Origin of the sequence: Mesorhizobium sp. WSM4884 (assembly GCF_029625675.1) — a bacterium.
In the GTDB taxonomy this organism is placed as follows: Bacteria; Pseudomonadota; Alphaproteobacteria; order Rhizobiales; family Rhizobiaceae; genus Mesorhizobium.
This window is the reverse complement of the sequence record NZ_JARTVO010000014.1, coordinates 23,138-40,686: the sequence shown is the minus strand read 5'-3', so window position 1 is coordinate 40,686 and position 17,549 is coordinate 23,138. Positions and strand designations below refer to the sequence as shown.

General features: G+C 65.0%; 17 protein-coding genes. 15 read left to right on the top strand and 2 right to left on the bottom strand.

Annotation, left to right across the window (positions count from 1 at the left end; genetic code table 11):
• Positions 1–114: 114 nt before the first annotated feature.
• Entirely contained in the window at positions 115–1,068 is a 954-nt protein-coding gene (gene fabD, locus P9236_RS21015) for an ACP S-malonyltransferase (RefSeq protein WP_278076441.1), read from the bottom strand.
• Positions 1,069–1,365: 297 nt separating this feature from the next.
• On the opposite strand from fabD, the gene P9236_RS21010 reads away from it, so the two are divergent.
• From P9236_RS21010 to P9236_RS20945, 14 genes are all read left to right on the top strand, one after another.
• Positions 1,366–3,294 (top strand): LTA synthase family protein, encoded by a 1,929-nt coding sequence (locus tag P9236_RS21010; protein ID WP_278076440.1) that lies wholly within the window; start codon positions 1,366–1,368, stop codon positions 3,292–3,294.
• Between the two features lie 322 nt (positions 3,295–3,616).
• The gene (rpsF, locus tag P9236_RS21005; RefSeq protein ID WP_278076439.1) at positions 3,617–4,105 is read left to right on the top strand and encodes a 30S ribosomal protein S6; all 489 of its coding nucleotides are present in this window, start codon (positions 3,617–3,619) and stop codon (positions 4,103–4,105) included.
• Positions 4,105–4,353, top strand: coding sequence for a 30S ribosomal protein S18 (gene rpsR, locus P9236_RS21000; RefSeq protein ID WP_006203718.1), 249 nt, complete (start codon positions 4,105–4,107; stop codon positions 4,351–4,353). The genes rpsF and rpsR overlap by 1 nt, the downstream gene beginning before the upstream one ends.
• A 214-nt stretch (positions 4,354–4,567) precedes the next feature.
• Positions 4,568–5,152, top strand: a complete 585-nt coding sequence (rplI, locus tag P9236_RS20995) for a 50S ribosomal protein L9 (protein ID WP_278076438.1) — start codon at positions 4,568–4,570, stop codon at positions 5,150–5,152.
• Between the two features lie 285 nt (positions 5,153–5,437).
• Positions 5,438–6,724, top strand: coding sequence for a cyclopropane-fatty-acyl-phospholipid synthase family protein (locus P9236_RS20990; protein ID WP_278076437.1), 1,287 nt, complete (start codon positions 5,438–5,440; stop codon positions 6,722–6,724).
• Between the two features lie 66 nt (positions 6,725–6,790).
• A complete protein-coding gene (locus tag P9236_RS20985) occupies positions 6,791–7,111 on the top strand; it encodes a YnfA family protein (RefSeq protein ID WP_278076436.1) in 321 nt (106 codons plus the stop codon).
• A gap of 69 nt (positions 7,112–7,180) precedes the next feature.
• Positions 7,181–8,146 (top strand): small ribosomal subunit Rsm22 family protein, encoded by a 966-nt coding sequence (locus P9236_RS20980; RefSeq protein WP_278076435.1) that lies wholly within the window; start codon positions 7,181–7,183, stop codon positions 8,144–8,146.
• A 219-nt stretch (positions 8,147–8,365) separates the two neighbouring features.
• Positions 8,366–9,856 (top strand): replicative DNA helicase, encoded by a 1,491-nt coding sequence (locus tag P9236_RS20975; protein ID WP_278076434.1) that lies wholly within the window; start codon positions 8,366–8,368, stop codon positions 9,854–9,856.
• A 249-nt stretch (positions 9,857–10,105) separates the two neighbouring features.
• Positions 10,106–11,509 carry a DNA repair protein RadA gene (gene radA, locus P9236_RS20970; protein ID WP_278076432.1) on the top strand — a complete coding sequence of 468 codons (1,404 nt, stop codon included), beginning with the start codon at positions 10,106–10,108 and terminating at the stop codon, positions 11,507–11,509.
• Between the two features lie 27 nt (positions 11,510–11,536).
• Positions 11,537–12,214 carry a CvpA family protein gene (locus P9236_RS20965; RefSeq protein ID WP_278076431.1) on the top strand — a complete coding sequence of 226 codons (678 nt, stop codon included), beginning with the start codon at positions 11,537–11,539 and terminating at the stop codon, positions 12,212–12,214.
• A gap of 108 nt (positions 12,215–12,322) precedes the next feature.
• Positions 12,323–13,804 (top strand): amidophosphoribosyltransferase, encoded by a 1,482-nt coding sequence (gene purF / locus P9236_RS20960; protein WP_278076430.1) that lies wholly within the window; start codon positions 12,323–12,325, stop codon positions 13,802–13,804.
• Positions 13,805–14,172: 368 nt separating this feature from the next.
• Positions 14,173–14,919, top strand: a complete 747-nt coding sequence (locus P9236_RS20955) for an SDR family NAD(P)-dependent oxidoreductase (protein WP_278076429.1) — start codon at positions 14,173–14,175, stop codon at positions 14,917–14,919.
• A gap of 76 nt (positions 14,920–14,995) precedes the next feature.
• Entirely contained in the window at positions 14,996–15,637 is a 642-nt protein-coding gene (locus P9236_RS20950; protein WP_278076428.1) for a hypothetical protein, read from the top strand.
• Between the two features lie 226 nt (positions 15,638–15,863).
• A complete protein-coding gene (locus tag P9236_RS20945) occupies positions 15,864–16,088 on the top strand; it encodes a hypothetical protein (protein ID WP_124996320.1) in 225 nt (74 codons plus the stop codon).
• Between the two features lie 40 nt (positions 16,089–16,128).
• Here P9236_RS20945 and P9236_RS20940 read toward each other — a convergent pair whose 3' ends face one another.
• The gene (locus P9236_RS20940; protein ID WP_278076426.1) at positions 16,129–16,635 is read right to left on the bottom strand and encodes an OsmC family protein; all 507 of its coding nucleotides are present in this window, start codon (positions 16,633–16,635) and stop codon (positions 16,129–16,131) included.
• Between the two features lie 187 nt (positions 16,636–16,822).
• Here P9236_RS20940 and P9236_RS20935 point away from each other — a divergent pair, with 187 nt between their 5' ends.
• The gene (locus P9236_RS20935; protein ID WP_278076425.1) at positions 16,823–17,320 is read left to right on the top strand and encodes a VOC family protein; all 498 of its coding nucleotides are present in this window, start codon (positions 16,823–16,825) and stop codon (positions 17,318–17,320) included.
• Positions 17,321–17,549 lie beyond the last annotated feature (229 nt).

Sequence of the window (17,549 nt, the reverse complement as noted above, 5' to 3'; positions counted from 1 at the left end):
CAACGGAGCAGAATTCTGCACCGCAGCGGCACTTCCAAGTCACGGCATGGATTCTAGGGTCTGCGCTGCGTCGCTTCGCTCCTTGCTCCGCCCTAGAATGACGAAAGCAGGGGCTCATCCCAACGCCGCCAGCGCCGTCTCGACCTCCGCCGCCGTGCCGATGGCGCCGGTGACGATGTCGCGGTTGATGCGGCGCGCCAGGCCCGACAGCACCTTGCCGGCGCCGACTTCGTAGAGCGTCGCAATACCGTTCTGGCCGAACCATTCCACCGTCTCGCGCCAGCGCACGCGAGCGACCACCTGCTCGACCAGGCGGCGGGCGATCTCGTCCGGGTCGTTGGTGGCCGTGACGGTGACGTTGGAGACGATCGGAACCACGGGCGCGCTCTTCGCCACGCCGGCGAGCGCCTCGCGCATGATATCCGCGGCCGGCGTCATCAGCGCCGAATGGAAGGGAGCGGAGACCTGCAGCATCAGCGCCCGCTTGGCGCCTTTCTCAGTGCAGAGCTTCGCCGCCAGCTCGACGGCCGCCTTGGCGCCGGAAATCACCAGCTGGCCGCCTCCATTGTCGTTGGCGACCTGGCAAACCGCCCCTTTGGCGGAGCCTTGTGCCGCTTCGGCGCAGGCGGCTTCGACATCGGCCTGCTCCAGCCCGATGATGGCGGCCATGGCGCCTTCGCCAGCCGGCACCGCCGCCTGCATGGCGTTGCCGCGGATGCGCAGCAGCCGCGCGGCATCGGCGACCGAGACGAAACCTGCCGCGGCAAGTGCGGAATATTCGCCGAGCGAATGGCCGGCGACGTAGGCCACCTTGTCCTTCAGCGAAAAGCCGCGCGACTCCAGCGCCCTCAGCGCCGCAAGTGACACCGCCATCAGCGCCGGCTGGGCGTTGGCCGTCAGCGTCAGCGTCTCTTCAGGCCCTTCCCAGATCAGCTTCGACAGGTTTTCGCCAAGCGCCTCGTCGACCTCCTCGAACACCCGGCGCGCCTCGGGGTAGGCATCGGCGAGGTCCCTGCCCATGCCGACGGCTTGGCTGCCCTGTCCCGGAAAGGTGAATGCGACGGCCATTTTCAAGTCTCCAGCGACTGGTTTTTCCCTGCCTCTGACGCGAGGCGGACGGCCAAGTCAAGTCCGAGGCTGCCCGCCCAGAGCCCAGTTCAGCCCGAAAATCCGGCCCGAGTCCCTGTTCCGTAAGGCTTTTTGGTGATCACACCTGATGAAAACCGCTCACGAATCGTTTGCTGGCTCTTCTTATTTCCGCCACAGGCGCTAGCTTTGCGTGACATTTCGATGACAGAAGCGTGACGCGTGTGGAAGACGCGAAGCGCGAACGCAAGAAGCGCGGCAAGGGCCGGGGGAAGCGACGTGGCAAGAATCAGGAAAGGCACGGCCCAGCGCGTGCCGCAATTCTTGGAAGACGATCCGTCCACCGGTTATCTGCCGGGGCGGAGATGGCCGATCGTCCGCTACGGTCTCGCGACGCTGCTTGCCTCCGCGCTCTTGGTGTTCGCCATTGAATGGATCGTGCGCGGCGACTTCTTCGGCACGGTAGACTTCTTCCTGCAGCCCTTCAAGCCGGGATGGACCACCATCGTCGTCTTCGCGCTGGTGCTGGTAGGGCTCGATGCCGTACTCGGCCGCAGCCATCAGAGCCTGATGATCGTCGCGCCGCTGACGCTGGCGCTGGCCTTCGTCGGCCATCAGAAATCGCATTATCTCGGCGACCCGCTCTATCCGACCGATTTCCTCTACGCCCGCCAGATCATGGCGCTGATGCCGCTCCTGGTGCGCGAGCGCCCCTGGACGGCCGCGCTGCTCGGCGTGGCGATCATCGGCAGCCTGGCGCTGCTCGTCTATGGTTGGCGGCACTGGCGCCGGCGCGTGCCGATCCTCAGCCGGAAGGGACGGTTGGCGCGGCTGACGCTGGCCGTGCCGCTGCTCGCCTTCTTCGTCTCGATCATGGATTACGCCACCTTCTCGTGGACGCGCGACAGGCTGCAGATCATCCCGATCATGTGGGACCAGAAGGAGAATTATGCCTCGAACGGTTTTGCGCTCGCCTTCGCGATGAACGTTCCGATGGCGCATGTCTCGGCGCCGCCCGGCTATTCCGAGAAGACGATGGACGCGATCGTGCGCCCCGAAGTCGCCGCCACGGTGCCGGACGAGAAGCCCGACATCATCGTGGTGATGAGCGAATCCTTCTGGGATCCGACCGAGCTTCCCGGTGTCCGCATCAAGCCCGATCCGATCCCGACGGTGCGCGCGCTGCGCTCCGGCTCGATGTTCTCGCCGGAATTCGGCGGCATGACCGCCAATATCGAATTCGAGGCGTTGACCGGCTTCTCCAACGCCTTCCTGCCGGCGGGCTCGATCCCCTACCAGCAATATGTGCGCACGCCGACGCCGTCACTGGCGACCTTCCTGCGAAGCGAGGGCTACCGGGCGCGTGCCATCCATCCAGGCACCAACTGGTTCTGGAACCGGGGCGCCGTCTATGCCGATTTCGGTTTCAGCGACTTCCGCTCGGAGGAAACGCTGCCGCCGATGGAAAAGCGCGGACCGTTGGCTTCCGACGCAGCAATGACCGACGAGATCATCCGCGAAGCCGACACCAGCGAGGACCCGGTGTTCCTGTTCGCGGTCAGCCTGCAGAACCACGGGCCTTATGAGCCGTACCGCTACTACAATCCGACCCATGCGGTCGACGCGCCGATCAGCACCTGGGCACGGGAATCGCTGCTTTCCTATGCCGAGGGCTCGGCCGATGCCGATCGCGGCCTGCAGCGCCTGATCGACTGGGCGAAGAAGCGCGAGCGGCCGACCATCATCGCCTTCTTCGGCGACCATCTGCCGCCGCTCGGCCCGGTCTATGTCGAGACAGGCTTTCTCAAGGACAATGTCGCGCCACGCAAGGAGCCGACGCCCGAGGCCGCGCTCGACCATCACGACACGCCGCTGATCATTTGGTCGAACCACTCCGGTCCGGTCGAAAACCTGGGCGCGGTGAGCCCGGCCTTCCTGCCTTACCATATCCTCACCACGGCCGGGATCACCCATCCCTATTACACCGGCTTCCTCGGCGCGTTGCGCGAGCGCTACCGGGTCGTCGACCGCAACCTTCTGCTGTCGCCCTCCGGCGAAGCGACGCCCGACTGGGCGAGGCAGAAGAAGATCGATCCGGCGATCAACGATTTCAGGCTGATCCAATACGACATGATGTTCGGCAAGCGCCATACCGCGCCCGACTTCTTCCCGGAGACCGTGGTCCCGCTGGTCGCGCATATGAGCTGAGCCGGTGACCAATCCGCGAACGCCGGAGATTTCCGACCCTGCAGCATCGTGGAATCGCCGATCCTGTCTGCCGCGCTTGCCTTCCTTGCGAATTGCTGTATAGACGCCGGCAATCTGCCGGTCCTTGCTGGGGGCTGAACGGAGGGCCGTGGTCTGAAAGACCGCGTCATGAAGCCGTAAGCGCTTTTGGCCTCCCGTGTCTCCGCTCTCGACCGTCTCGCGATGCTCCTTTCTTCCCCGCTCTCCGAAGACGGGTCAGACAAGTTGCAGAGGCTTAGCCGCGAGGGCCGGTGAGAGAAACGAAGAAAGGCAGTAAAACATAATGGCTCTTTACGAACATGTGTTTCTTGCCCGGCAGGACCTGTCGCAGCAGCAGGTTGATGCGCTTGTCGAACAGTACAAGGGCGTCATCACCGCCAACGGCGGATCGGTCGGCCGGATCGAGAACTGGGGACTGAAGTCCCTCACCTACCGGGTCAAGAAGAACCGGAAGGCTTACTACACGCTGATGGACATCACCTGCCCGCCGGCCGCGCTCAACGAAATGGAGCGCCAGATGGGCCTGTCGGAAGACGTGCTGCGCTTCCTCACCATCAAGGTCGAGGCGCATGAGGAAGGTCCCTCGGCGATGATGCAGAAGCGCGAAGAGCGCTCCGAGCGCGGCGGCTTCGGCGACCGCGACCGTGGTGACCGCGGCCCGCGTTCGTTCGGCGACCGCGCTGACCGTGGCCCGCGTTCGTTCGGCGACCGTGACGGCGGCGACCGCGGTCCGCGCCGTCCGCGAGAAAACGTTGAAGGGGGTGCAGAATAATGGTCGACATCAACCAGATCCCGACCCGGCGCCCGTTCCATCGCCGCCGCAAGACCTGCCCGTTCTCCGGCGCCAACGCCCCGAAGATCGACTACAAGGACGTGCGTCTCCTGCAGCGCTACATTTCCGAGCGCGGCAAGATCGTGCCGTCGCGCATCACCGCCGTCAGCCAGAAGAAGCAGCGCGAGCTCGCCAAGGCGATCAAGCGCGCCCGCTTCCTCGGCCTGCTGCCCTACGTGGTTCGCTAAGCTGGACGTATTGATGCGGGCGGCTTGCCGCCCGCGTCGACCCCACGGCGACGGGCGCCGCGGAGGATAGGTTCAAATCCCGAGTTGAGGCCATAAACCTCTAACTGCCTGACAGGCAGGACAGCGACACCGGCGACGACGCCCTTTGCTTCCTGACCTGTTCCACAAGAATCCGACGTCATCCCGGATGACGCCAAACCGAAGGAACGAAACCATGGAAGTCATTCTCCTCGAGCGCATTTCCCGCCTCGGCCAGATGGGCGACACCGTCAAGGTCAGGGACGGATTCGCCCGCAACTTCCTGCTGCCGCAGGGCAAGGCGCTGCGCGCCAACGAAGCCAACAAGAAGAAGTTCGAGGGCCAGCGCGCCCAGCTCGAAGCTCGCAACCTCGAGCGCAAGTCGGAGGCCAGCCAGGTCGCCGAGAAGCTCGACGGCAAGAGCTTCATCGTCGTCCGCTCGGCCGGCGAGACCGGCCAGCTCTACGGCTCGGTGTCGACCCGCGACATCGCCGAACTGTTGACCGCCGAGGGCTTCTCCGTCAGCCGCAACCAGATCGAGCTCAACCAGCCGATCAAGACCATCGGCCTCTCCAACGTGGCGATCGCGCTGCACCCGGAAGTCGAGGTCACCGTGACGCTCAACGTCGCCCGCTCGGCAGAAGAGGCGGAGCGCCAGGCCAAGGGCGAGACGCTGACGACGGCCGAAGCCATCTATGGCGAGGACATCAACGACAACGCCCGGCCGGAGAACTTCTTCGACCCGAACGCCGAGTTCGAAGGCGGCGAAGACAACGCCTGATCGACAAGACCCAACCTACGGGCCGATCGACAGAGCCGGAGCGTCGCTCCGGCTCGCAGGCCCTCCAGAATTCTGGACTAATGCCCGGGCATGCGACCCGGGCATTTTTATGCCAAATGGAACTTTTCGAACCCCCATATCTTGAGGCAGACTACAGCGTCGCGCGTCCTTTGGACGCAGCAATGACGACGTAGTGCCTGTGACTTTCGCGCAGGCCCTTCCCGAAACCGACGCCGTTTTGGGGCCACGCGCGGAAGTCGGCCTGACCTTGAGGGACATTTGGTCATGAATATTCTTCTGAAGCGCATTCTCGACCGCCTGGTGCGCACGGGCAATCTCAAGGTCACCGGGCCGAAGGGCTCGACAGTCACTTTCGGCGATGGCAGCGGCGAACCCGTGCACATGCACATCAAGACCACGCATGCCGAGCGCGCCATCAGCTTCGATCCGATGCTGGCCGTACCCGAGGCCTATATGGACGGCGAACTCGACATCCTCGAGGGTGGGGTGCTGGGCATGATGCGCATCGCTTTCCAGAACATGGGCAGCGGCGGCATCGACGCCACGTGGTCGAAGGCGATCGAGGGTCTGCGCCACGCGTTCCGTCGCCTGCAGCAGATCAACACTGCCTCGCGCTCGCGCCGCAACGTGCAGCGCCACTACGACCTTTCCGGCGAGCTTTACAAGCTCTTCCTCGACGAGGACATGCAGTATTCCTGCGCCTATTTCGAACAGCCCGACATGACGCTGGACGAAGCGCAGCTCGCCAAGAAGCGCCACATCGCCGCCAAGCTGAGGCTTAAGCCCGGCCAGACGGTGCTCGACATCGGCTCGGGCTGGGGCGGTCTCGGCCTTTATCTCGCCAAGACCTTCGACGTCGACGTGCAGGGTGTGACGCTGTCCACCGAGCAGCATGGCGTCGCCACCGACCGCGCGCATGCGATGGGCCTGCAGGACCGGGTGCATTTCGACATCAAGGACTATCGCGCGCTCAACGAACGTTTCGACCGCATCGTCTCGGTCGGCATGTTCGAACATGTCGGCGTCAACCATTACCGCACCTTCTTCGACAAGTCGGCGACGCTCTTGAAGCCAGACGGCGTGATGCTGCTCCACACCATCGGCCGGTCCGGCGTGCCGTGGGCGACTAGCGCCTTCATCCGCAAATACATCTTCCCGGGCGGCTACATCCCGGCGCTTTCCGAAGTGATGCCGGCAGTCGAGAAGTCGGGTCTGGTTGTCACCGACATCGAGATGCTCAGGCTGCACTATGCCGAGACGCTGAAGCACTGGGGCATGCGCTTTGCCGCCAACCGCGACAAGGCCAAGGCGATCTACGACGAGCGCTTCTGCCGCATGTGGGAGTTCTACCTCGCCGCCTCGGAAGCCGCCTTCCGATGGCAGGATCTGGTCATCTTCCAGATCCAACTCGCCAAGAAGAACGACACGCTGCCGATGACGCGCGACTACATGGCCAAATGCGAGAAGGCGCTGGAGCTGCGCGACATGGGCCACCAGGAGCCGGCGCCTGCCGCCGCCAGGAAGCCGACCCGCCGCAAGAAGGTCGAGTAGCTGCGCATTGCCGCTTGCCATCGCGACCTGACGCCACGAAAAAGGTCTCGTTCGCGAGGCCTTTTCATGACCTACCTGATCTACATCGCAGCGGCGCTTGCCGAGATCGGCGGCTGCTTTTCGTTCTGGGCCTGGTGGCGGCTGGAAAAATCGCCGCTCTGGCTGGCGCCGGGTCTGCTGTCGCTGGCGCTGTTCGGCTTCCTTTTGGCGCTGGTCGACACGAACGCCGCCGGGCGCGCCTATGCAGCCTATGGCGGCATCTACATCGCCGCCTCGCTTGCCTGGCTCTGGCTGGCCGAAGGCGTGCGGCCCGACCGCTGGGACCTTGGCGGGGCAGCACTCTGCGTCGTCGGCGCCTCGGTTATCCTGCTCGCGCCCAGAGCATGATGCCGAAAAGTGTGAAGCGGCTTTCGGACGACATCATGCTCTATCTCTTTGATTCTAAGGGAGCCTGAGATGGAACTGCCCGCTCCACTCCGGCAAGGCGTCGACAGCCTGCTCGAGAAGGTGCCGCTGCCGGCGCTGAAACAGGCGGCGCGCACGCTTTCGGAACGCTATCGCGCCGAGCTGCGCGACGGCCGCCTGCACATGGGCGAAGACATGGCGGTGAGGGCCTATCTGGCGACCAGGCTGCCCGCCACCTACGCCGCCGTCCGCGCCAGCCTCGACGCGTTGACAGATGCCCGCCCGGATTTCCAGCCGAAAAGCCTGCTCGATGTCGGCGCCGGGCCTGGCACGATGCTTTGGGCCACGGCTGACGCCTGGCCTGAGCTCGAACGGGCGGTTCTGGTCGAGGCGAGCGCTGCGGTGCGCAAGATCGGGCAGTCGCTGGCGGCCGGCACGGTCGCTGTTCGCGCGAGCTGGGTCGCTGGCGACGCCACCATCGATCTCGAAGGTTTCGAGCCCGCCGACCTGGTCAGCGCGGCCTATGTGCTGGACGAGATCGCGCCGGCCTCGCTGCCGAAGCTCGTCGACCGGCTCTGGCGGTTGACCTCCGACACGCTGATGATCGTCGAGCCAGGCACGCCGGCCGGCTGGCAGCGCATCCTCGCCGTGCGGACACGGCTCATCGAAGCCGGCGCGCATGTCTCGGCGCCCTGCCCGCACGAGGCGCCCTGCCCGCTCGCACCGCCCGACTGGTGCCATTTTGCGCGCCGCGTCGCCCGCTCGCGCTTGCATCGGCTGACCAAGGAGGCAGACGTGCCGTGGGAGGACGAGAAATTCATCTATCTCGCCGCCTCGCGACAGCCGGCGCCGACGCGCGCGGCGCGGGTGATCGCGCCGCCGAAGATCGGGTCCGGCAAGGTCGTGCTCAAACTCTGCCAGGCCGACGGCAGCGCCGGCGAGCAGTTGTTCAGCAAACGCGACGGCGATGTGTTCAAGGCGGCGCGGCGGGCGGACTGGGGCGACACGCTGACCTAACCCAGCGCGGAACGAGCGATGCATTTTCTTGTTTTGTTCACGGTCGAAAACAGCTAGCCTTGTTGTCTTCGATTCGAGTCAATCCCGTTCTTTCCACGAAAAAATTTTGGCTGTGAATCGCGAGCATCAAGGCCGGTTCGAAACCCAGTGTTGCATATAAGTCAGCACCGGCTTGTCCAGTTCTGATATCGAGGAAGCGGGATCGGAATCGGGGACATCATGGCAGAAGCAGCGCCCAAGATAGGCGTCGCGGAGCAACCGCTCTATCGCGAGGCACCGAACAACATCGAGGCCGAGCAGGCGCTGCTCGGCGCCATCCTCGTCAACAACGACGCTTTTTACCGGGTTTCGGATTTCCTCAAGCCGGCGCATTTCTACGAGCCGCTGCACCGCCGCATCTTCGAGGTCGCGGCCGAGCTCATCCGTATGGGCAAGATCGCGACGCCGATCACGCTGAAGACCTTCCTGCCGGCGGAAGAGAAGGTCGGCGACATGACGGTGGCGCAATATGTCGTGCGGCTGGCCGTCGAGGCGGTCACCGTCGTCAACGCCACCGATTACGGCCGCGCCATCTATGACCTCGCCACGCGCCGCGCGCTGATCACCGTCGGCGAGGACATGGTCAACATCGCCTATGACGCGCCGGTCGACATGTCGCCCTCCGACCAGATCGAGGACGCCGAGCGGCGCCTGTTCGAGCTGGCAGAGACCGGCCGCTACGACGGCGGCTTCGAAAGCTTCAACGATGCCGTCAAGACCGCCGTCGACATGGCCAACGCCGCCTATATGCGCGACGGCCACTTGTCGGGCATCGCCACGGGCCTGCGCGACCTCGACCGCCGCATGGGCGGCCTGCAGCCTTCCGACCTGATCGTGCTTGCCGGACGCCCGGGCATGGGCAAGACCTCCTTGGCCACCAACATCGCCTTCAACATCGCCGAGGCTTATCAACCGGCGCAGCAGGCCGACGGCTCGTTCAAGGCCGCCAACGGCGGCGTGGTCGGCTTCTTCTCGCTTGAAATGTCGTCGGAACAGCTCGCCACCCGCATCATCTCCGAGCAGACCGAAATCTCGTCATCGAAGATCCGCCGCGGCGAGATCACCGAGATGGACTTCGAGAAGCTGGTCGCCTGCTCGCAGACGATGCAGAAGATCCCGCTGTTCATCGACCAGACCGGCGGCATCTCTATCGCGCAGCTCTCCGCGCGCGCGCGCCGGCTGAAGCGCCAACGCGGCCTCGACCTCATCGTCATCGACTATATCCAGCTGATGCAGGGCTCGAGCGCCCGCGCCTCGCAGAACCGCGTGCAGGAAATCACCGAGATCACCACGGGCTTGAAGGCTTTGGCCAAGGAGCTCGGCGTGCCGATCATCGCGCTGTCGCAGCTGTCGCGCCAGGTCGAAAGCCGCGACGACAAGCGGCCGCAGCTCTCGGATCTGCGCGAATCGGGCTCGATCGAGCAGGACGCCGACGTGGTGCTGTTCGTCTATCGCGAGGAATACTACCTAAAGAACCGCGAGCCGAAGCTCGGCACCGACGAATACATCAAGTGGGAAAACGAGATGAACGAGGCGCGCGGCAAGGCCGAGGTCATCGTGGCCAAGCAGCGCCACGGACCGACCGGCTCGGTCAGCCTCGCCTTCCACGGCGAGTTCACGCGCTTCTCCGATCTGGCGGAAGAGCATCATCTGCCGGAAAGGTTCGAGTAGGCGTGTTCGTGACCGCACCGCAAATGGCGGATGATCGCGCTCTACGGCGCCCCCCTCTGTCCTGCCGGACATCTCCCCCACTTGGGGGGAGATTGGCTCTCGCTCGCGCCGGCATTCTTTTCTGCAGCGCTGAAAATTGGCGAAAGCCGTCGCGCAATCCGATCTCCCCCCTTGTGGGGGAGATGTCCGGCAGGACAGAGGGGGGCGCGAAGGATCGCGGCGCTCGCCAACTGGCGGGAAGGTAACAGCGTGGCCAAACCCCGCGTCCAGTTCATCTGCCAGAATTGCGGGTCCGTGCATCAGCGCTGGGCGGGCAAATGCGATGCCTGCGGCGAGTGGAACACGCTGGTCGAGGAAGGCACGGCCGGCGGCATCGGCTCGGGACCTGCGAACACGCGCAATGCCCGCAAGGGCCGCGCCGTGGTGCTCACCAGCCTGGCCGGCGACATCGAGGACGCGCCGCGCATCGTTTCCGGCATCGGCGAGCTCGACCGCGCCACCGGCGGCGGCTTCGTGCGCGGCTCGGCGCTTCTGGTCGGCGGCGACCCCGGCATCGGCAAGTCGACGCTGCTGACGCAAGCGGCCGCAGCGCTCGCCTCGAAAGGCCACCGCATCGTCTATGTCTCTGGCGAGGAAGCGGTCGCGCAGATCAGGCTGAGAGCCCAGCGCCTCGGCGTCGCCTCGACGCCGGTCGAGCTCGCCGCCGAGACCAATGTCGAGGACATCCTGGCAACGATCGCGGACGGCAAGCGGCCGGACCTCGTCATCCTCGATTCCATCCAGACGCTGTGGACAGACCTTGCCGATTCGGCCCCGGGCACCGTCACCCAGGTGCGGGCGGCCGCTCAAGCCATGATCCGCTATGCGAAATCCACGGGGGCCGCGATCGTGCTCGTCGGCCATGTCACCAAGGAAGGCCAGATCGCCGGCCCTCGCGTCGTCGAGCACATGGTCGACGGTGTGCTCTATTTCGAGGGCGAAGGCAATCACCACTTCCGCATCCTGCGCACGGTGAAGAACCGCTTCGGGCCGACCGACGAGATCGGCGTCTTCGAGATGTCGGACAAGGGCCTGCGCGAAGTCTCCAATCCATCCGAGCTGTTCCTCGGCGAGCGTCACGCGAAATCCCCGGGCGCGGCGGTTTTCGCGGGAATGGAGGGCACGCGGCCCGTGCTGGTCGAGATCCAGGCGCTGGTGGCGCCCTCCTCACTCGGCACGCCGCGCCGCGCCGTGGTCGGCTGGGACGGCGCGCGGCTCTCGATGGTGCTGGCGGTGCTGGAAGCGCATTGCGGCGTCCGTTTCGGCCAGCATGATGTCTATCTCAACGTCGCCGGCGGCTATCGCATCTCGGAGCCGGCGGCCGATCTCGCGGTCGCCGCAGCACTTGTTTCCTCGCTCACCGGTCTTGCCCTTCCCGCCGATTGCGTCTATTTCGGCGAAATCAGCCTGTCGGGCGCGGTAAGGCCGGTTGCGCATGCGCAGCAGCGCCTTAAAGAGGCCGAAAAGCTGGGTTTCGGAAGCGCGGTGCTGCCTCTCGGCAGCGAGGAACTTGCCGGGGGAATCGGGGCCGGCGCTTTCCAGCCCACCGAGCTTTCCGACCTCGTGGCGCGCATAGCCGGCTCACGACGCAGCCGCGCCGACGAAGGGGAGTGATGCGGCTCATGATGTGGGGCGAAAGACATGCCGATTACGCTGCTTGACGGAATTCTCGTCGGCTTCACCCTGGTCTCGGCAATGCTTGCCATGGTGCGCGGCTTTTCCCGCGAAGTGCTGTCGGTGGTGTCCTGGGCAGCGGCGGCGGCGGCGGCCTTCTTCTTCTACAAGCCGGTCCTACCCTACGTTCAGCCCTATGTCGACAACGACAAGATTGCGATGGCCGCATCCGCCGGCATCGTCTTCGTCATCGCGCTGATCGTCGTTTCGGTGATCACGATGAAGATCGCCGACTGGATCATCGATTCGCGCATCGGCGCGCTCGACCGCACGCTCGGCTTCCTCTACGGCGCCGCGCGCGGCATCCTGGTCGTCGCGGTGGCGCTTTTGTTCTTCAACTGGCTGGCCGGCGCCAAGGCGCCCGCCTGGGTCGCCAACGCCAAGTCGCGGCCGCTGCTCGAGACGATCGGCGCCAAGCTCGAAAGCGTGCTGCCCGAGAACACCGAGGAGCTCGTCAACAAATATACGCACAAAGGCACGCCGCAGGCCGGCGCGCCTGCGACGAACGACCAGCCCGCGGCCGAGCCGCCGGCCACCGGCGACGACAACGCGCCGGTACCCGACGACAGCGAAGGCGAGGCGCCGGCCGACAACGAGCCGGCTCCAGCGCCTGCCCCGGCTCCCGCTCCGGCGCCGGCAAACTGAAATTCGGGCCAGCGCTGGCCCGAGGCATTTTATGAATGCGGCATCGCGTGCGTTGCGTTCGACGGGCGATCGCCTTATATGGCGGTTTTAGCGGAGCTTGAGCCCCCAATGGCAGACTCAACGGCAGATGCAGGCAAAGTCCTTTCCGCCGAGGCCGACGATCATTTCCACGACGAGTGCGGCGTGTTCGGTATTTTCGGCCGGCAGGATGCCGCGGCCATCGTCACACTCGGGCTCCATGCCCTGCAGCATCGCGGCCAGGAAGCGGCCGGCATCGTCTCCTATGACGGCACCCAGTTCCACGTCGAGCGCCATGTCGGCCTGATCGGCGACACCTTCACCAAGCAGCGCGTCATCGACAGCCTGCAGGGCAACCGCGCCATCGGCCACACGCGCTACGCCACCACCGGCGGCGCCGGTATACGCAACATCCAGCCCTTCTTCGCCGAACTCGCCGAAGGCGGCCTTGCCGTTGCCCATAACGGCAACCTCACCAATGCGCTGACCGTGCAGCGCGCGCTGCAAAAGCAGGGCTCGATCTTCTCCTCGACCTCCGACACTGAAACGCTTTTGCACCTGGTCGCGACCAGCAAGGAGCGCGATTTGAATTCGCGCTTCATCGATGCGGTGCGCCAGGTCGAGGGCGCCTTCTCGCTGGTGGCGATGACGGCCAAGAAGATGATCGGCTGCCGCGACCCGCTGGGCATCCGGCCGCTGGTGCTCGGCGACCTCGACGGCGCCTGGATCCTCGCATCCGAGACCTGCGCGCTCGACATCATCGGCGCCCGCTTCGTGCGCGACATCAAGCCCGGCGAAATGGTGGTCGTCACCTCCAAGGGCATCGAGAGCCTGTTCCCGTTCGAGCCGCAGAAGACCCGCTTCTGCATCTTCGAATATGTCTACTTCGCGAGGCCGGATTCCACCGTCGAAGGCCGCAACGTCTACGAGGTGCGCAAGCGCATCGGCGCGGAACTCGCGCAGGAAAGCCCGGTCGAGGCCGACATCGTCGTTCCGGTGCCGGATTCCGGCACGCCGGCCGCGATCGGCTTCAGCCAGGCCGCGGGTATTCCCTTCGAGCTCGGCATCATCCGCAACCACTATGTCGGCCGCACCTTCATCCAGCCGGTCGATTCCATTCGCCATATGGGCGTCAAGCTCAAGCACAACGCCAACCGCCGCATGATCGAGGGCAAGCGCGTGGTGCTGGTCGACGATTCCATCGTGCGCGGCACCACCAGCCAGAAGATCGTGCAGATGGTGCGCGACGCCGGCGCCAGGGAAGTGCATATGCGCATCGCCTCGCCGCCGACCAGCGCTTCCTGCTTCTATGGCGTCGACACGCCGGAGAAGTCGAAGTTGCTCGCATCGCGCATGTCGGTCGAGGAGATGGCGGAGTTCATCCGCGTCGATTCGCTTGGGTTCCTCTCGATCGACGGACTCTACCGCGCCGTCGGCGAAGCGCGCCGCGACAGCGACCAGCCGCAATTCTGCGACGCCTGCTTCACCGGCCAATATCCGACCCGCCTGCTCGACTTCGAAGGCCACGACAATGTGCGCACGCTGTCGCTGCTGGCGAGCGGCGGGTCGTAGGGCTTTGTCGAAACTGTGATTCTCGAAGGTTCGCAAAAACCGCCGCGATTTGCGGGTCGCGCATGGCCCAGCTTTGCACCGCTGGCGATTGGCGAAGCCGGCGCAACATCCGATCTCCCCCCTTGCGGGGGAGATGTCCGGCAGGACAGAGGGGGGTACTGTCCCGCCGACCTGCAGGTAATTCTTGCACACGCCGAATGGACCAATTCAGAGGTTGGCGATCCTTCACACCCCCCTCTGCCCTGCCGGGCATCTCCCCCGCAAGGGCGGAGATTGCGCTCTCATCGCGGCTTTCGCCAATCGCCCAAGCTGACGAGCGGGATCTCGCAGCACGGCGGACATGAACTGCCAATCTTCGGAGTTGCCCGTTGACTTCCCTCGACCTTTCCGGCCGCGTGGCGGTCGTCACTGGCGCCTCGCGCGGCATCGGCTATTTCATTGCCAGGGAACTGGCAGCCGCCGGCGCGCATGTGATCGCGGTTGCCCGCACCGTGGGCGGCCTGGAAGAGCTCGACGATGCGATCAAGGCCGATGGCGGCGGACAGGCGACGCTGGTGCCGCTCGACCTTACCGACATGTCCGGCATCGACCGGCTGGGCGGCGCGATCCATGAGCGCTGGGGCAAGCTCGACATTTTGGTGGCCAACGCTGCCATCCTCGGCGTGATCTCGCCGATCGGCCATGTCGAGGCAAAGACCTTCGAGAAGGTGATGACCATCAACGTCACCGCGACCTGGCGCCTGATCCGTTCGGTCGACCCGCTGCTCAGGCTTTCCGACGCCGGCCGTGCCATCATCATGTCCGCCTCCTCCGCCCATTCGGCGCGCGCCTTCTGGGCCCCCTACGCGGCTTCAAAGGCCGCGGTCGAGACGATGATGCGCTCCTGGGCGCATGAGACCGAAAGTCTGCCGCTCCGTATCAATGCTGCCGATCCGGGCGCCACCCGCACGGCGATGCGCGCGCAGGCCATGCCCGGTGAAGATCCCGAGACGCTGCCGCATCCTTCCGAGATCGCCAAGCGCATCGTGCCGCTGGCAAGCCCTACGCTGAAGGAAACCGGGCTGATCTTCCAGGCCAGGCGCAATCGGTTCGTCGCCTACCGGCAGCCGGAATAAACCCGCCTCGAGACGGATTAAACAAGCCTCCGGCAACGTTCCTCGAATGTGGAACATTCGAAACCGGAGGACCGATATGCGCAGACTTCTTCTCGTTGCCGCCACCGTCACTGCCGCGGGACTTGCCGCCACTGCAAGTTCGGCGCTGTCGCAAGACGCCAGGATGAGCTTCTTCGTCACCAGTGTCGGCTCCGGCAAAGGCGCCGATCTCGGCGGCTTGAAGGGTGCCGACGCGCATTGCGCCTCGCTGGCGGAAGCGGCCGGCGTCACCGGCAAGACCTGGCACGCCTATCTATCCTCCAGCGCCGAGGATGCGCGCGACCGCATCGGCAAGGGTCCCTGGTTCAACGCAAAGGGCGAGAAGATCGCCGACGACGTTGCCTCGCTGCACAGCGACGCCAACGGCATCACCAAGCAGACGGCGCTCGACGAGAAAGGCGAAGTGGTCAACGGCCGCGGCGACAAGCCCAACCGGCACGACATGCTGGCCGGCTCCAAGCCCGACGGCACGAAGATAGCCGACCAGACCTGCGGCGACTGGACGATGAGCGGCGCGGAGGGGGTTGCCATGATGGGTCATCATGACCGCACCGGCCTCGACGATTCTGCGGCGGCGAAGTCGTGGAATTCCTCGCATGCCTCGCGCGGCGGCTGCAGCCAGGAGGCGCTGAAAGGCACCGGCGGCGACGGCCTGTTCTACTGCTTTGCCGCCAATTGAGCGCTCCAGATCGGTTCGTCGTTTCACGGGAACGACGTACAGATCTATCTTCTTGTTTTGACGCAATTCCTGACCGGAAAACCGCTTCACACTTTTCCGGGAATTGCTTTTGGTTCACGGGTCTGTGAACGCGGCGGCGGAAGCGTGTTCCGCCGCCCTGCTTTCGCCATCCGAGGGGAGTTGCTAGGATCGACGCGACTCCCACATCCAGCAAAGAGGAATTTCCATGGCTGCCACTCCCAGCGTAGCGTTGGTCTGGTATCTGGTGATCGCCGGCCCGCAAGGCGGCATGGTGGTGCTGCCCAGCACCTTCGACACCCGCGAACAGTGCACCAACGCGATTGCCGAATACCAGAAGCAGCCGACACCGCAGGGCTGGGCCGTGCAATGCGTGCCGAGCGCTTCGCCCTTCACCGACGAGGGGGATGCCGAAGAGCCCTCCGCGCAGTAGCGCGAGCTGATCTCCCTCCTCGTGGGGGAGATTGGCAGCGTCAACGTCGTGCGCTCACCGACAGCACAGGCTTGTTGTTGATCGTCTGGAACACCACGCAGTAGCGCTCGGTGAGCTTCAAGAGCGAATCGATGCGCTCCTGCGGCTCGTCGGTATCGAGGTGGAATTTCAGCCTGATTTCGCGAAAGCCGACCGGCGCGTCGCGGGCGACGCCGAGCGTGCCGCGAAAATCGAGGTCGCCCTCGGCCTCGACAGTGGCGTTGCCGAGCTTGAACTCCAGCGCCGTCGCCACAGCCTTCAGCGTCACGCCGGCGCAGGCGACCAGCGCTTCGAGCAGCATGTCGCCGGAGCAGAGCTCCAGGCCTGACCCACCGGTGGCCGGATGAAGACCGGCAACCGCAAGCGCCCTGCCCGTCTCCACCTTGCAGGCGATCGACTGGTCGTCGAGGCTGCCGCGCGCCCTGAGCGTGATCAGCGCCTTGGCGGCATCTTCGCGATAGGCCTCCTTCAGCGGCGCCTGCATGGCCTTGAGTGCGGTCGCATCCATCTTCCTGTCCTTTCAATGGTCTTTTGTTGGTTGATAGCATTGTCCGAGGGCGCATGGGCAGATCTTGGTATGCTGGCGGCAAAGGAACGAGGCGCTGGCGGTCCGAGTCACCATGCGGCGCGCCGCTGTCGGATCGGACGAAACTCGAACGTCCTTCGGCCGTTGTCAGACAGGAAGGAGATCCATGATGGCCAAGGTGACCTCGCATCTGTGGTTCGAAAAGGACGCGCGGCAAGCGGTGGAGTTCTATGTCTCCACCATTCCAAATTCGGCGATCGGCCGCACGACGGACGTGGCGGCCGACAATCCGAGCGGCCCCGCCGGCAGCGTCAAGATCATCGAATTCGTGCTCGACGACCAGAATTTCATCGCGCTCGAAGCCGGTCCGCTCGATCCGTTCAACCATTCCTTCTCGATCCTCGTCGAACTGGAGAGCCAGGCCGAGATCGACCGGATCTGGGACGCCTTTCTCGATGATGGCGGCAAGCCCGAGCAATGCGGTTGGCTGCGGGACCGCTGGGGCCTGTCGTGGCAGATCGTGCCGAAAATCCTCGGCGACATGGCCGCGCATCCCGACCGCGAGCGCGCCAAACGCGCCACCGAGGCGATGCTCGGGATGGTGAAGATCGATGTCGCGGCGCTGGAGAGGGCGTTTGGGGAGCCGGACTTCGCCGGCCAAAGTTAACGTCGTCAAGTAGCCAAAAGGCTGGCGGGACAGCGCCCCCCTCTGTCCTGCCCGTCCTCCGCAGCAGCTGCGGAGGTGGACCGGACATCTCCCCACTTGGGGCCACTTGGGGGGAGATCAGCTGTCATGCCCGCTTTCGCCAATCTCCGGCGCCTCAGGAGTGAACGGGGCGCGAAAGCTGCCAGCAATTCCCTTTGACTTCGCCCGCTCCGGCCATACCTTTGCGGAG

Coding starts and splice junctions, on each gene's coding strand:
- fabD (WP_278076441.1), bottom strand. CDS start 1,068: ATGGCCGTCGCATTCACCTTTCCGGGACAGGGCAGCCAAGCCGTCGGC.
- P9236_RS20940 (WP_278076426.1), bottom strand. CDS start 16,635: ATGGATGCGACCGCACTCAAGGCCATGCAGGCGCCGCTGAAGGAGGCC.
- P9236_RS20990 (WP_278076437.1), top strand. CDS start 5,438: ATGAATATTCTTCTGAAGCGCATTCTCGACCGCCTGGTGCGCACGGGC.
- P9236_RS20985 (WP_278076436.1), top strand. CDS start 6,791: ATGACCTACCTGATCTACATCGCAGCGGCGCTTGCCGAGATCGGCGGC.
- P9236_RS20935 (WP_278076425.1), top strand. CDS start 16,823: ATGGCCAAGGTGACCTCGCATCTGTGGTTCGAAAAGGACGCGCGGCAA.
- P9236_RS20975 (WP_278076434.1), top strand. CDS start 8,366: ATGGCAGAAGCAGCGCCCAAGATAGGCGTCGCGGAGCAACCGCTCTAT.
- P9236_RS20950 (WP_278076428.1), top strand. CDS start 14,996: ATGCGCAGACTTCTTCTCGTTGCCGCCACCGTCACTGCCGCGGGACTT.
- purF (WP_278076430.1), top strand. CDS start 12,323: ATGGCAGACTCAACGGCAGATGCAGGCAAAGTCCTTTCCGCCGAGGCC.
- rplI (WP_278076438.1), top strand. CDS start 4,568: ATGGAAGTCATTCTCCTCGAGCGCATTTCCCGCCTCGGCCAGATGGGC.
- P9236_RS20980 (WP_278076435.1), top strand. CDS start 7,181: ATGGAACTGCCCGCTCCACTCCGGCAAGGCGTCGACAGCCTGCTCGAG.
- rpsF (WP_278076439.1), top strand. CDS start 3,617: ATGGCTCTTTACGAACATGTGTTTCTTGCCCGGCAGGACCTGTCGCAG.
- P9236_RS20965 (WP_278076431.1), top strand. CDS start 11,537: ATGCCGATTACGCTGCTTGACGGAATTCTCGTCGGCTTCACCCTGGTC.
- rpsR (WP_006203718.1), top strand. CDS start 4,105: ATGGTCGACATCAACCAGATCCCGACCCGGCGCCCGTTCCATCGCCGC.
- P9236_RS20945 (WP_124996320.1), top strand. CDS start 15,864: ATGGCTGCCACTCCCAGCGTAGCGTTGGTCTGGTATCTGGTGATCGCC.